Origin of the sequence: Paraburkholderia sp. 22098 (genome assembly GCF_052045935.1) — a bacterium.
Classification (GTDB): domain Bacteria; phylum Pseudomonadota; class Gammaproteobacteria; order Burkholderiales; family Burkholderiaceae; genus Paraburkholderia; species Paraburkholderia caledonica.
Window position 1 is genome coordinate 181,636 of record NZ_JBQEPV010000006.1, and the last position, 13,967, is coordinate 195,602.

Here is a 13,967-nt window from a genome sequence, read left to right on the forward strand (position 1 = left end):
TCGACGGTCTCGCTGTGGAGCGCTCCGACGCCCGCGCCGCAATTGCGTCGTTTCAACGCGCCCTTACCGTACGTGTGTACGAGGCGATCATGGTCGCCAGTTCCTGCGCGGCGGGCGTGACGGGAATGGCCGCGCGTTGCAGCAGGCAGACGGTCTGCTCGATGGCTCGCTCGCGGACGTCGATCACGGTGAGCGCACTCGCAAAAGGCCCCTGCTTCGCGACAATCGACGACTCCAGCGACAGGCAATCCGTAGCGCCCACCAGGTGCAAGGTCTCGTACAGGCCTTCCACGGTCGCGACGATTTCAGGCGGCGGCAAGCCATGACTTTCGAACAGATGGCTCAGGCGGTTGACTTGCGGATCGTCGGTAAGATTCGGTGAGCGCGTCGCGATCCACGCGCAGCCGGTGAGTTCCGCGAGCGTTCGCGCGCCGGCTTTCGGATGACCCTTGCGGCAGACAATGACCGGGTCGGACGGATAAAGCGGTACGACGGACAGATCGGCTGTATCGGTATGTTTCGACACCAAGGCGACCGCGAAGTCCAACGTGCCTTCACGAATCCACGAGATCATCATGCGCGAGGTGCCGGTGCGCAGATGCAGCGCGACCTGCGGAAAGCGCGTGCGGAAATCCATCAGCACGGGCGCCAATGCGTCGACGAGCGGCTCGGTAGTCATGCCGAACGTGACCTCGCCCGCATAGTCGCCGCGCAATTGCTGCACTTCCTGCTCGGCGCGTTCGCATTCGCCGATGATCGCGCCGGCGCGCTGCAACAGCCGCTGGCCGAGCGCGGTCAACGCAATGCCGCGATTCGTGCGGATAAACAGCGTGGCGCCCACGATCGATTCAAGGTTCTGCAACTGCTGCGTGATGCCGCTTTGCGCGACGCCCAACGCGCGCGAGGCTGCGCGCAGGCTGCCATGTTCGGCTACTGCCTTGAAGGCTCGCAGTTGCGAGATGGTCAACGCCATATGAGCGTCCGTGTGGTAGTTCGCAGGGTGGCGAAGGTATTCAGCCGCACAGGCCGCGTCTGTGATCGGCAAAGGTGATCATGATAGTCGGAACGGGACTTCTATGGAGCGCGACGCCGGCATACGATGACTTGGCCACGATCCGTCCACTCGAACCTTCCGCTCCCATGAAACTTCCGCTGATGATCTTCGGCGCCGCGCTGATGTTTAGCTTCGGCGCGTATGCCGCTGAGTCCAACACGCTGCGCCTGGGCATTGACCCGAGTTATCCGCCGATGGACTCCAAAGCGCCTGACGGCAGCCTCAAAGGTTTCGACGTCGATCTCGGCAACGAAATTTGCCGCCGCATCCAGGCACGTTGCCAATGGGTCGAACTCGAATTTTCGGGGATGATCCCGGCGCTTCAGGCACGCAAGATCGACGCGATTCTGTCCTCGATGGCCATCACGCAAAAGCGGGAGCAGCAAATACTCTTCACGTCGAAGCTCTTTCAATTCAAATCGCGGCTAATTGCACGGCAAGGCTCGCCGCTCGCTGCGGGCCTGCAGGCACTCTCCGGAAAACAGATCGGCGTGCAATCGGGCACGCAGTTCGAAGGCTATGCGCTTACCCACTGGGTGCCGCTCGGCGCGCATGTCGTCGCATACAAGAGCCAGGACGAAGTATTCGCCGACCTGCAGAACGGACGCCTGGACGGCGCATTGCTCGGCTCGGTCGAAGCGGATTTCGGTTTTCTGCGCACGCCGGCCGGCAAGGGTTTCGCGTTTGTCGGCGAACCGCTTTCAATGGGCGATCGCGGCACAGGCATCGGCTTGCGCAAGGACGAGACGGCGATACAGGCGTCGATCAACGCGGCGATTGCCGCCATGTTGAAAGATGGCACCTATGCGCAGATCGCAAAGAAGTACTTCGACTTCGACCCGTACGGCAATTGACGCCCGCGCGTCTTGCTCTTCAACCGACAGCTTTCCACTCATGAACAGGCAATCGCATCCGCTTCTTTCGCCGGCTATCGGCACGCACCGCGAACTGGTGTCGTTTCATTTCGGCCCGATTGGCAGCGGAGAAAAGATCTATCTTCAGTCGTCGCTGCATGCCGACGAAACGCCGGCAATGTTGACCACGGTTCTATTGAAACGGCGTCTCGTGGAGCTCGAACAGCAGGGCAAATTGAATGCGGAGATCGTGCTCGTCCCGGTGGCCAATCCGGTTGGACTCGGACAATACATACTCGGCCAGTTTTTAGGGCGCTTCGATCTCGCGAGCGGCAAGAACTTCAACCGGCATTTCCTGCGGTTCCCCAAGCTGATTGCGCGGGCCCGCGAAGCGCTAGGCGTCGACGCGGTGGAGAACGTGCGCATTGTTCGTCGGTTGATTGCAGAGGAACTGGCCGCACAAAAACCGTTGACCGAGTTCGAGTCTTTGCAGTTGGCAATGCTCAAGCTCTCGTTCGATGCGGACGTCGTAATAGATCTGCACTGCTCGCTTGAAGCCGCGATGCATCTGTACACGAGCGAGGCGGCGTGGCCGCAATTCGAACCGTTCGCGCGCTATCTGGGCGCACAGGCCTCGTTGCTCGCAACCAATTCGGGCGGCGAGGCCTTCGACGAAACGCACAGCCTGTTGTGGTGGCAATTGCAGCAGGAAATGCCCGCCGACAAGCCGGTGCCCAACGGCGCGATCGCCGTGACGGTGGAGTGCCGCGGCCAGCGCGACGTGACCTACGAAGCCGCACAGAAGGACGCCGACGCGATCGTCGACTATCTCGTGTGGCGCAAAGCTATTCGACTTGAAGCGAAGCCGCTGCCGCCGCTGTTGACGGCTGCCACGCCGCTTGCGGGCAGTGAGCAGTTCTATGCGCCAGTGAGCGGCATTCTGATTCACCGCGCGAACATTGGCGACACGATTCGCGTGGGACAGCCGCTGTTCGATATCGTCGATCCATTAACCGACGAAACGACTACGCTCACGAGTCATACGGAAGGCGTGTTTTATATGCGTCGCGCGATCCGCTTTGTGACGGCGGGCGCGCCGCTTGGGCGAGTGACAGGAACGCGGCCGTTCAGAACAGGCGTGTTGTTAGGGGCGTAGTTACACCAGCATGCGAGAAGACTTCGGCAAGCCGCGCAGACAACACGCGGCCAGCCGAAGCCTAAGCTTCAGACGCTGTTAATTCGCCACCAGCACCGGCGCGATTGCCGCCGGATCGCTGATACTCGGTCGGCCATTTTCGACGTGGCCTGCAACGCGGCGCAAGAAGCTCTCGTCGTCGTTACTGGTCACTGTCAAGTCGTACCAGTGATGGCTGGCCGCGAGCACCCACGCCTCTTCGATATGCGCTCCCGCCGGCACCAGCACCGGGCGAGGGCGCGCGCCATACGCGTTGTCCGTCACCGTCAAACGCGCGAGCTTGCCGCCCTTGTTGCTGAACTTGAGGAACACGTTGCCGTTCGCGACGTCGTATTGCACCTTCACTTCGGGCTGAGCGGGCTTCTCGTTGTGATGCCCGCCGCCAAACTGCGATGCCTGCGTTACCCCTTGCGCCGTTGCCGCTACGTTGCCCGCGAATTTGCGCACGAAGCCATTCGGGCCGAACACTTCGAATGCATATGCGCCGTTAGTCGTCGTGAGATCGAACGACTCGCTGAGCGACTTGCCTGCTTCAACGGTGTAACGCCACGGACCGTCCGTGCGGTTCGTCGAGTACACATAGAAGTGCGCGCCCTGATCGCCGGTGTTGCCGATAGAGAGTTCGAACGTGCTCTTTTTCGCGTCGGCCTGGCCGTTCACATGCAGTTCGTACGGCAATGCGCGCGCGAAGCGGATGCCGCCTTCCTGCGGGTCGATTGCGCCCGGCGTCGCCGGAACGGTCGGCTTGGGCTGCGTCGCGCATTGGTTGTCGGCAATGCTCTTGTAGTTGCTCGTGTCGGGCAGCGGCGGCACTTTCGAATCCGGCGTGCGGAAATCGAACGCCGTCGTCAGATCGCCGCACACAGCGCGACGCCATGCGGTTATGTTCGGCTCATACACTCCAAAGCGCGTTTCAATGAAGCGGATCACCGACGTGTGATCGAACACCTGCGAGCATACGAAGCCGCCCTTGCTCCAAGGCGAGACGATGGTCATCGGCACGCGTGGGCCGAGGCCGTAAGGCAGGCCGTCGGCCGTATAGCTGCCGCCACGACCGGGGTTGACCACGTTGTGAATTTCGCCTTCGGTGCTGACCGTCGACTTGCCCTGCGCGGGCGTGGTCGCGGGTTGCGGCGGCACCATGTGATCGAAGAAGCCGTCGTTCTCGTCGTACATGATGAAGAGCACGGTCTTGCTCCACACCTCCGGGTTCGACGTCAATGCATCGAGAATCTGCGACGTGTATTCGGCGCCGTATGCAGGCGTGTATTGCGGATGCTCCGAGTAGGCAGCCGGCGGGCACAGCCACGAGACTTGCGGCAGCTTGTTGGCGAGCACGTCGGCTTTCAGATCGTCGATCGTGCGCACCGTCTGCGCGCGTTCATACAACGGCGAGCCCGGCTGCGCGTTGATGAAGTTGCTGAAATTCTGCAGGATGTTGGTGCCGTAATTGCCATTCAACGGATCGGAGCCGGTCAGCCCTTGCTGATAGATCTGCCACGAAATGCCCGCGGCTTGCAGGCGCTCGGGGTACGTGGTCCAGGACAGCAATTGATAGTTCGGCGGGCCGTCGCCGTCCACCCAGTCGTTGTTATCGAGCAGCGGCCCGCCGAACTTGCCGGTCGGGTCCACGGTGCCGGTCATCAGATACGAGCGGTTCGGGTGCGTCGGTCCCGGCAGCGAACAGAAGTACGCGTCGCATACGGTGAACGCATCGGCGAGCGCATAGTGAAACGGGATGTCGCCGCGCAGGTGGTAGCCCATTGTCATGTCGGTCTTGGTGGCGGGCCACTGGTCATAGCGGCCGCCGTCGATCGCGGCATGCGTTTTGTACCAGCTGTGATCGAGGTCGCCCACGCATTGCGCGCTCGTCGTCGACGTATCCAGATGAAACGGCAGCACAGGTTTCGTCGAGTCTGCCTTCGACGGTTGATACCAAACCGGCTTGCCGCTCGGCAGCGGGATCGGGAAGCGGTCGTTGTAACCACGTACTCCGCGCAAGTGGCCGAAGTAGTGGTCGAACGAGCGGTTCTCCTGCATGAACACGACGATATGTTCGACGTCGCGAATGGTGCCCGTGCGCGAAAACGCGGGAACGGCCAACGCATTGCGGATCGACTCGGGCAGCGCGGTCAGCGCGGCGGCAGCGCCGGCGGATGAAGCCACGGTCTGCAGGAAACGGCGACGGCTATTTGATGTCATCGAATATCACCTTCTGCGGGGGGAAAGAATAGCGCGCCGCGCGCGCCGGTGGAATCGCTCAGTTGCTGTTCGCGCTGTCGCCTGGTGCGTAATGCATGACGGGCGCCACTTGCTGGCTGTCGGCGGCGAGGCTGGCTTGCATGTTCTGCGTGATCGCGTCGGACGCGAGGGCGGGGTCCGCCGCGAGCGTCGCCGAAGCGTTGGGAGGAGATGTTGGAGAAGAGTCCGCTGGACTCGCCGCGTTATTCGCCACAACGCCCGGCGATGAGGACGCATTACTCGACGCGGAATCATCCGCGCCGCAACCGTTTAGCGCTAACGTTGCGAGCGCAACGAACAGCGCGCCAGCGAGGCGTTTGTCTCTTCTCATTTCTGCATCCAGTTTCGTGAGAGCGGATGCAGTCTCTAACCCTTTCAAGAAATAATTGTGAAACGTTTGCGAGTGGGAAAAATGACTCGCGTTTGTGAGTTCTTCGAAAGGAACCGGAAAGTGATAAGTAGGAGAATGGACACGTTAGCGCCATCTGCTTGACGTTCAGGCACACCGAAACATAGCAACCGCCTTGCAAGAGTGCTCACGCCATGACACGCATTGAACGACCTTTCGACATGACGCATCTCGAAGACGAATGGCTTGAAGCCGACGGCTTCGGCGGCTTTGCATCCGGAACCGTGGGCACGCTGCGCACGCGCCGTTACCACGCGTTGCTGTTGAGCGCCACGCGAGCGCCGGGCGGCCGCATCGTGCTCGTGAACGGCATCGAAGCATGGCTCGAAGCGCAGGGCGAGCGTTATCCACTTAGCATGCAACGCTATGTGCCCGATGTGGTCTATCCGGATGCTGCGGCGAACATGCTCGACTTCGCCACAGAACCATGGCCGACATGGCGCTTCCAGTTCAACGCGGAAATCGTTGTCATAGCTGAAGTGTTCGTCAGCAAGGCGACGTGCGAAACGGTATTGCGCTGGAGGTGGCAGAGTACGCAAACAGCATCGCAAGCAAGTGGGCTCACGTTGAAAGTGCGGCCGCTTTTATCGGGCCGTGACTATCACGCGCTGCATCATGAGAACGCCGCGTTCGACTTCAGCGCTCAAACCGGCAACAATGCCGGCTGCGTAAGCTGGCAACCGTATGGAGATCGGCCGCGTATTCATGCGACGACGAACGGCGTCTACACGCATGCGCCCGATTGGTATCGCAACTTCTGCTACGTTCGGGAGCGCGAGCGCGGGCTCGATTTCAGCGAAGATCTGGCAACGCCCGGCGTCTTCAGTTTCGATCTCGCAGAGGCGCAAGCAGTGATGATCCTCAGTGCGTCGGATATGACGACCGCACACGCTGCGGCAACGAGCCATGCCGATCAACTGGCCGGCGTCGAAGAACAACGTCGCAATGCCTTCGGCTCGCGTCTGCAACGATCCGCCGATGCCTACGTCGTGCAGCGTAACGAAGGCCGCACGATACTCGCGGGTTTCCCATGGTTCACCGACTGGGGCCGCGATACGTTTATCGCAATGCGCGGCTTGCTGATTGCAACAGGCCAACTCGACGCTGCCGAAGCGATCCTGCTCGAATGGTCTGGAACATTGTCCGAGGGCATGCTGCCTAACCGCTTTCCCGATTACGGCGATGCACCGGAATACAACTCGGTCGATGCATCGCTGTGGTTTATCGTCGCCGTGCACGACTATCTGGCGACGAACCACGCGGGCGCCGCAACCATGAAGCGTCTGCAGCAAGCGGTCGAAGCGATCCTCACGGGCTATACGCAAGGTACGCGTTTCAACATCAAGGCGTCTCCGGAAGATGGTCTGCTATGTGCGGGCGTGCCCGGCATGCAGCTAACGTGGATGGACGCGAAGGTCGGCGATTGGGTCGTGACGCCGCGTATCGGCAAACCGGTGGAAGTGCAGGCGCTGTGGATCAACGCGTTGCGCATTGCAGCAACGTGGAACTCGCAATGGCAGTCGCCGGCCGAGCAGGCATTGCAAGCGTTTCTTAAACGCTTCATCGACCCGTCCGCGCAAACGCTTTTCGACAACGTCGACGTGGATCATGTAACCGGCACTGTGGACCGCTCGATTCGCCCGAATCAGATTTTCGCGGTTGGCGGTCTGCCTTTTGCAGTGCTCGAAGGCGCGGCGGCGCGCGCGGTGGTCGATCAGGTTGAAGCGCAATTGCTCACGCCGCTCGGCTTGCGCACGCTCGCACCGTCGGACCCTGCTTATCGCGGCCGCTACAGTGGTGCGCCCTACGAACGCGATGGCGCCTATCATCAAGGAACGGCGTGGCCGTGGCTGCTCGGGCCGTTCGTCGAGGCCTGGTTGCGCGTGCGCGGCAATTCACCCGACGCGCGCCGGGAGGCCCGGACACGATTTGTCGATCCGCTATACACGCATCTCGATCACGCCGGTCTCGATCACATCTCCGAAATTGCTGACGGCGACGCGCCGCATGCCCCCGCAGGCACACCGTTTCAGGCGTGGTCGCTTGGAGAACTGTTGCGGATGGAGTACCTGCTTGCCGGGTTGGATCGCACCGGCGCTTAAACCGCGCTACGATGTGTGTCTCTCCGCCAAGCCCGACGCAAGGACGCTGTCATGCCACCGCTGCGCGCTGCGAATCTGTTAGACACCACTGAAGGCTCACGCCTGCATTCGGCGGACTGCGCCCACTGGCAGCGCTGGGGACCGTATCTCAGCGAGCGCCAATGGGGCACCGTACGCGAGGACTACAGCGCGGACGGCACAGCCTGGGACTACTTTCCGCACGACCATGCTCGTAGCCGCGCGTACCGTTGGGGCGAAGACGGCATTGCCGGATTCGGCGACGACACGCTGAGCTGGTGCGTGTCGCTCGCGCTGTGGAATCGCAAGGATCCGATCCTGAAGGAGCGGCTCTTCGGTCTCACGAATGCGCAGGGCAACCACGGCGAGGACGTGAAGGAGTTGTACTTCTACCTCGACGGCACGCCCACGCATTCATACATGCGCATGCTCTACAAGTATCCGCACAACGCTTTTCCGTATCAGGATCTGATCGAGGAAAACGCGCGACGTGGCGGCGACATGCCGGAGTACGAGATTCTCGACACGGGTGTGTTCGACGACTTGCGCTATTTCGACGTGCAGGTCGAATACGCAAAGCATGCGCCGAACGACATCGTCATGCGCGTGACAATCGAGAATCGCGCGGATGAGCCAGCGTCGCTCGATGTGCTTCCGCAAATCTGGGCGCGCAATTCGTGGTCGTGGAAAGAGAACACGGACAAACCTTCGCTGGTTGCGGGCACCGACCATAACGGTCACGCGCAATTGATCGGTCATCAGCATGGACAGGAGCCGATCGTCGTCACGGCCTGGTCGAACGACGTGCCGCAAGTCACGTGGCTCTTCTGCGAGAACGACACCAACGTGAAGCGGCTGTTCAACATGGAGGCCGAAGGTCCGTTCAAAGACGGCTTCAACGACTACCTGGTGCATGGCGACCAGCAAGCGGTGCGTCGCGAGCATGGCACGAAGGCCGGCGCGCATGCGCCGATCGAACTTGCTCCGCACGGCCGCGCGGTGGTCTACATGCGTTGGCGTCCGGAAGCGAGCCCCGACGCAGTGCCTCTCGACGCCGATGCGCTCTTTGCAAAGCGGATTGCCGAGGCCGACGAATTCTACGGCGCGCTGCAGCACGACATGAATGACGCTGACGCGCGCCTGGTGCAGCGTCAGGCGCTGGCGGGCATGCTGTGGTCGAAGCAGTATTACCGGTATGACGTGCATCGCTGGCTGGAAGGTGACCCTTTGCAGCCAAAGCCCGCGGCCGGACGCAAGCGTGGGCGCAACGCGGACTGGATGCATTTGTGCAACGCGGACATCGTGTCGATGCCGGACAAATGGGAGTACCCGTGGTACGCGTCGTGGGATCTCGCGTTTCATGCAGCAGCGTTCGCGCTGATCGATCCAGCGTTTGCGAAGCGTCAGTTACTGCTGCTGGTGAAAGACCGCTATCAACATCCAAATGGACAATTGCCCGCTTACGAATGGGCGCTGGGCGACGCGAATCCGCCCGTGCATGCATGGGCCGCGTGGCGCGTGTATGAAATCGACCGTGCGCTCACCGGTAAGCCAGACCGCGATTTCCTCGAGCTGATCTTTCATAAGTTGCTGCTCAATTTTTCCTGGTGGGTGAATCGCAAGGACGCCGACGGCCACAACATTTTTCAGGGCGGTTTTCTCGGTCTCGACAACGTGGGGATCTTCGATCGCTCGTCGCCGTTGCCAACCGGCGGTCACATCGATCAGGCGGACGGCACCGCGTGGATGGCCGCTTACGCGCTCGACCTGATGCGTATTGCGCTCGAACTTGCGTATGCGAACCATGTGTTCGTCGATATCGGCGTGAAGTTTTTCGAGCACTTCCTGTACATCGCGCAGGCCGTGAGTTGCGACGACGGCTGCGATACCGGACTGTGGGACAGCGAGGACGAATTCTTCTACGACAAGCTGCGCCTGCCTGACGGCAGCAGCGTTCCCATGCGTGTACGCTCGATTGTCGGGCTCATTCCGCTTTTCGCCGTGCACGTGCTCGAAGAGCGCCTGCATGGTCACTTGCCTGGATTGCGGGATCGGCTTGTCTGGTTCCTCAAGCATCGTCCGGACCTCGCAAAGCTGGTTTCGCGCTGGGACGAGCCGGGCAAGGGCAACGCGCTGCTGCTGTCGGTGTTGCGCGGGCATCGTATGAAAGCGCTTTTGCGGCGCGCGCTCGACGAGAGCGAATTCCTCTCCGATCATGGCGTGCGCGCGCTGTCCCGATACCACCGCGATCATCCGTTCGTCTTCAACCACAACGGCAACAGCTTTACCGTCAAATACTTGCCGGCCGAATCGGACACGCGCGTGTTCGGCGGCAATTCGAACTGGCGCGGTCCGGTGTGGATGCCGGTCAACTATCTGTTGATCGAATCGCTATACGAATTCCACCGCTATTACGGCGACGAATTCCGCGTCGAATATCCGACTGGTTCGGGCCAGAAGTTCTCGCTGTGCGAAATCGCCGACGAACTCGCACGCCGCGCGACCACGCTGTTCCTGAAGAACAAGAACGGCGAGCGTCCGGTAATGGGCGCTTATCCTTTGCTGCAAGCCGACCCCCGTTCGAGCGATCTGGTTCTGTTCCATGAGTATTTCCACGGCGACAATGGACGCGGCGTCGGCGCTTCGCATCAAACCGGCTGGAGCGGACTGGTAGCGCTGCTGTTACAACCGCGTGTCATGGCCGCTTCCGGCAGCGTGCCGCGCGCGGGCGAGGCCGGGCGCGCGCCGATTCCGACTGCGCCGTCGGCACCGGCGCGCGAGGTCGAGCCTGAAACGGCGTCTGCGTTGGCGACGAGTTCCGTCAAATAGCGCGCTATCGTTTTGAACTGTGTGGCTGCGGGCGTGGTCTTTCAAGTATTGCCACGTCCGTTTCATTGGCTTCTTCAAGTGAATCCCATGCCGACTACAGCGAATTCTCAAGCCGCTGATCCTTCGAACGCAGACGCTGACGGCAACGCTGCTGTGGCGCGCAGTTGCAAAGTCAGTGCGAACGCGCAAGGTGAGCCGCCGTCGCCCGCGGGCAAACGTCCCGCGCCGCCTTGCACGCTGGTGATCTTCGGCGCGGGCGGCGACCTTACGAAGCGCCTGCTGATGCCCGCGCTTTACAACCTCGCGGTGGACGGCCTGCTCGACAACGGCATGCAGATTGTCGGCGTCAATCACGGCGCGCGGGAGACGGCCGAGTGGCGGGAAGACCTGCACCAGTCGCTGCAAAAATTCGCTGCCGACAAGGCCAGCACCTTTCACGCCGGCAAGCTGGATGACAACGCGTGGAACTGGGTGGCGCAACGCCTCGAATATATGGCCGGCGAGTTCGAGACACCCGACACCTTCGCGCAGCTCAAGCAGAAACTCGCTGACGCGCCGGGCGGCAATGTCATCTTCTATCTGGCGGTCACTTCGCGTTTCTTCAAACCGATCGTCCAGCATCTGGGCGAGGCGGGGTTGCTTAAAGAGGGCGATGGCTTTCGCCGCATCGTGATCGAAAAGCCGTTCGGCACCGACCTTGCAACAGCACGCGATCTGAATGCGCATATCCTTTCATATGCGAAGGAATCGCAGATTTATCGCATCGACCACTTTCTCGGCAAGGACACGGTGCAGAGCATTCTTGCCGTGCGTTTTGCCAACGCGCTATTCGAACCGGTATGGCGGCGCGAATATATCGACAGTGTGCAGATCACGGCGGCGGAAACAATCGGCGTGGAAGGGCGCGGCAAGTTCTACGAACAGACCGGCGCGTTTCGCGACATGGTGCCGAACCACCTGTTCCAGTTGCTCGGCATGGTCGCCATGGAACCGCCCAATTCATTCGATGCGGAAGCCGTGCGCGATAAAAAGGCCGAAATTTTCGACGCCATCTTGCCGCTGACGCCGAACGACGTCGTGTTCGGTCAATACGAAAAAGGCGCTGCAGGCGTGGGTTATCGTGAGGAGCCGGATGTTGCGCCGAACAGCACGACTGAAACGTATGCCGCCGCGCGCGTGTTCGTAGAAAATTGGCGCTGGGCCGGCGTGCCTTTTTATCTGCGCACGGGCAAGCGGCTCGCCGCGCGCCGCACGGAAATTTCAGTGCAACTGAAGCCCGTGCCGTTTCGTTTGTTCCGCGACACGCCTGTCGATGCGCTTACGCCTAACGTGCTGACTTTGCGCATCGACCCTGCGCACGGCACGAGCTTCGACTTCAACGTAAAAACGCCGGGTCCCGTAATGCACATCGGCCCGGTACAGTCTTCGTTCGATTACGGCGATTTTTTCGCGGAACGCGCGAACGTAGGCTATGAAACGCTGCTGTACGACTGCATGCTCGGCGACGAGACGTTGTTCCAGCGCGCCGACAGCATCGAAACGAGCTGGTGCGCGGTGGACGATGTGTTGCATCCGAAAGCGGGCGGCGCGGTCCCGGTGCACGGCTATGCGGCCGGCAGCGAAGGGCCCGCCGAAGCGGATGCGCTGCTGGCGCGCGACGGCCGCGCGTGGCGTCCGTTGAAAGCGGGCGCGGTCCAGAAGAAGTAATGCCATGAAGCACAACCACACATACGGGGTAACCGTGGCGACATCCAAAGCAAACGCGGCAAAGGCGAAAAACGCGGCAAAAACGACAAACGCGGCAAAAGCGACAAACGCCGCAACGCAGGCCAAAGCTGCGCAAGCAGCAACGAGTGACGAGCGGATTCTCGCAATCGACGTCGGCGGCACCGGCCTGAAAGCGGCCATTATCGACGCGGACGGCAAGATGCAGACCGAGCGCTTGCGTGTCGCGACACCGCATCCGTGCACGCCCGATCAACTCGTCGATGCGTTGGCGAAACTCGTGGAGCCGCTGGTCGCAAAAGCGCCGCCCGCGCTGATGTCGATCGGCTTTCCGGGCGTGGTGCGCAACAACCGCATTCTGACGGCGCCGCATTTCGGCGTGGAAGGTTGGCACGACTTTGCGCTTGCCGATCTGCTCGCGCAAAGGCTCGGCGGCTTGCCGGTCCGCATGATCAACGACGCCGAAATGCAAGGCTTCGCCGCAATTGAAGGCGAAGGGCTTGAATTCGTCCTGACGCTCGGAACCGGCGCGGGAACGGCGCTCTTTCGCGACGGCGAACTGATGCCTCATCTGGAGCTTGCACACCATCCAGTGAGCAAGAAAGGCGTTGCTTACGACGAATACATTGGCGACGCCGCGCGCGAAAAAGCTGGGAATAAGCGCTGGAATCGGCGCGTTGAAAAAGTGATTCGAATTCTCGAATCGCTGGTGAACTACGACAAGTTGTGGATCGGCGGCGGTAACGCGGCACGCCTGACATTCCAGTTGCCGGCGAACGTGGCGACGGTTTCGAACGACGCGGGCATTGAAGGCGGCGCGCGGCTATGGCATCCACGGTCGGTGCGCGAAACGCGGCAGCTTCCCGAAGCGAACGCGCGCGTTGGCAAATTCGAATAATTCGAACTCACGTCAATGGCGAATAACCGGGAGCAAGCAGTAATGATTCGACGCGCTTACGTTGGCACTGCGCGGCGCCTGATGTCTGCCGGCGTGGGCATGATGCTCGCCTTCACCGTGGCTGCTGCAAATGCGGCTGAGGCGTTCACCTTGACGTCGCCGGGGCTGGCCGACGGCGCCACACTGGAATCGGCTCACGCGGCCAGCGCCAACAACTGCGGCGGCGGCAACGTGTCGCCGGCATTGCAATGGCACAACTCGCCCACAGGCACGAAAAGCTATGCGGTGACCATCTTCGATCCCGACGGCGCGAAGGGTTTAGGCATCGTGCATTGGGTGCTCTACGGCATTGCGCCTTCCGTTACCTCGCTTGGCTCGGGAGCCGCACCGCCGCCTGGCAGTGTGGGTGGGACGAATCGCACCGGTGGCACGGGATATTACGGACCATGCCCGCCGGTCGGCGAGGTGCCGCATCACTACGTCGTGCAAGTCTATGCACTTGATCTCGCGCCCGACGCCTTGCCGGCCGGCTTGACGAGAGACGCGCTGCTTGCCGCAATGAAGGATCACGTGATTGCGGCAACCAGCACAGTGCTTCGATACGGGCGATGATCGCAACGCGCTTGCAACTAGCGGTCGCCC

Annotated in this window: 10 protein-coding genes; 7 read left to right on the plus strand and 3 right to left on the minus strand. The window is 61.4% G+C overall.

Annotation, left to right across the window (positions count from 1 at the left end; all coding sequences use genetic code 11):
- Positions 1 to 52: 52 nt before the first annotated feature.
- The gene (locus tag ACTJLB_RS14770) at positions 53 to 973 is read right to left on the minus strand and encodes a LysR family transcriptional regulator (RefSeq protein WP_440783691.1); all 921 of its coding nucleotides are present in this window, start codon (positions 971 to 973) and stop codon (positions 53 to 55) included.
- 167 nt (positions 974 to 1,140) lie between these two features.
- Here ACTJLB_RS14770 and ACTJLB_RS14775 point away from each other — a divergent pair, with 167 nt between their 5' ends.
- Together ACTJLB_RS14775 and ACTJLB_RS14780 are read left to right on the plus strand one after the other, a co-directional pair.
- Positions 1,141 to 1,908, plus strand: a complete 768-nt coding sequence (locus tag ACTJLB_RS14775) for a transporter substrate-binding domain-containing protein (RefSeq protein WP_288830803.1) — start codon at positions 1,141 to 1,143, stop codon at positions 1,906 to 1,908.
- Between the two features lie 40 nt (positions 1,909 to 1,948).
- Positions 1,949 to 3,064, plus strand: a complete 1,116-nt coding sequence (locus tag ACTJLB_RS14780; RefSeq protein ID WP_440783692.1) for a succinylglutamate desuccinylase/aspartoacylase family protein — start codon at positions 1,949 to 1,951, stop codon at positions 3,062 to 3,064.
- A 78-nt stretch (positions 3,065 to 3,142) separates the two neighbouring features.
- On the opposite strand, the gene ACTJLB_RS14785 is transcribed toward ACTJLB_RS14780, so the two are convergent.
- Together ACTJLB_RS14785 and ACTJLB_RS14790 are read right to left on the minus strand one after the other, a co-directional pair.
- The gene (locus tag ACTJLB_RS14785) at positions 3,143 to 5,305 is read right to left on the minus strand and encodes a phosphocholine-specific phospholipase C (protein ID WP_440783693.1); all 2,163 of its coding nucleotides are present in this window, start codon (positions 5,303 to 5,305) and stop codon (positions 3,143 to 3,145) included.
- 58 nt (positions 5,306 to 5,363) lie between these two features.
- On the minus strand, positions 5,364 to 5,675 hold the full coding sequence (locus ACTJLB_RS14790) for a hypothetical protein (RefSeq protein ID WP_204523294.1): 312 nt from the start codon (positions 5,673 to 5,675) through the stop codon (positions 5,364 to 5,366).
- A 212-nt stretch (positions 5,676 to 5,887) separates the two neighbouring features.
- Here ACTJLB_RS14790 and ACTJLB_RS14795 point away from each other — a divergent pair, with 212 nt between their 5' ends.
- From ACTJLB_RS14795 to ACTJLB_RS14815, 5 genes are all read left to right on the plus strand, one after another.
- Positions 5,888 to 7,855: an amylo-alpha-1,6-glucosidase gene (locus ACTJLB_RS14795; protein WP_440783694.1), complete on the plus strand. Its 1,968-nt coding sequence runs from the start codon at positions 5,888 to 5,890 to the stop codon at positions 7,853 to 7,855.
- Positions 7,856 to 7,906: 51 nt separating this feature from the next.
- On the plus strand, positions 7,907 to 10,702 hold the full coding sequence (locus ACTJLB_RS14800) for an MGH1-like glycoside hydrolase domain-containing protein (protein ID WP_440783695.1): 2,796 nt from the start codon (positions 7,907 to 7,909) through the stop codon (positions 10,700 to 10,702).
- An 87-nt stretch (positions 10,703 to 10,789) separates the two neighbouring features.
- The gene (zwf, locus tag ACTJLB_RS14805) at positions 10,790 to 12,409 is read left to right on the plus strand and encodes a glucose-6-phosphate dehydrogenase (RefSeq protein WP_440783696.1); all 1,620 of its coding nucleotides are present in this window, start codon (positions 10,790 to 10,792) and stop codon (positions 12,407 to 12,409) included.
- A 4-nt stretch (positions 12,410 to 12,413) separates the two neighbouring features.
- Positions 12,414 to 13,325 (plus strand): ROK family protein, encoded by a 912-nt coding sequence (locus ACTJLB_RS14810; protein ID WP_440783697.1) that lies wholly within the window; start codon positions 12,414 to 12,416, stop codon positions 13,323 to 13,325.
- Between the two features lie 42 nt (positions 13,326 to 13,367).
- Positions 13,368 to 13,937, plus strand: a complete 570-nt coding sequence (locus ACTJLB_RS14815) for a YbhB/YbcL family Raf kinase inhibitor-like protein (RefSeq protein ID WP_131316517.1) — start codon at positions 13,368 to 13,370, stop codon at positions 13,935 to 13,937.
- Positions 13,938 to 13,967: the final 30 nt, after the last annotated feature.

What these genes read in the sequence shown, in the direction of transcription:
- ACTJLB_RS14770 (WP_440783691.1), bottom strand. Translation starts at nt 973, where the DNA reads ATGGCGTTGACCATCTCGCAACTGCGAGCCTTCAAGGCAGTAGCCGAA.
- ACTJLB_RS14775 (WP_288830803.1), top strand. Translation starts at nt 1,141, where the DNA reads ATGAAACTTCCGCTGATGATCTTCGGCGCCGCGCTGATGTTTAGCTTC.
- ACTJLB_RS14780 (WP_440783692.1), top strand. Translation starts at nt 1,949, where the DNA reads ATGAACAGGCAATCGCATCCGCTTCTTTCGCCGGCTATCGGCACGCAC.
- ACTJLB_RS14785 (WP_440783693.1), bottom strand. Translation starts at nt 5,305, where the DNA reads ATGACATCAAATAGCCGTCGCCGTTTCCTGCAGACCGTGGCTTCATCC.
- ACTJLB_RS14790 (WP_204523294.1), bottom strand. Translation starts at nt 5,675, where the DNA reads ATGAGAAGAGACAAACGCCTCGCTGGCGCGCTGTTCGTTGCGCTCGCA.
- ACTJLB_RS14795 (WP_440783694.1), top strand. Translation starts at nt 5,888, where the DNA reads ATGACACGCATTGAACGACCTTTCGACATGACGCATCTCGAAGACGAA.
- ACTJLB_RS14800 (WP_440783695.1), top strand. Translation starts at nt 7,907, where the DNA reads ATGCCACCGCTGCGCGCTGCGAATCTGTTAGACACCACTGAAGGCTCA.
- zwf (WP_440783696.1), top strand. Translation starts at nt 10,790, where the DNA reads ATGCCGACTACAGCGAATTCTCAAGCCGCTGATCCTTCGAACGCAGAC.
- ACTJLB_RS14810 (WP_440783697.1), top strand. Translation starts at nt 12,414, where the DNA reads ATGAAGCACAACCACACATACGGGGTAACCGTGGCGACATCCAAAGCA.
- ACTJLB_RS14815 (WP_131316517.1), top strand. Translation starts at nt 13,368, where the DNA reads ATGATTCGACGCGCTTACGTTGGCACTGCGCGGCGCCTGATGTCTGCC.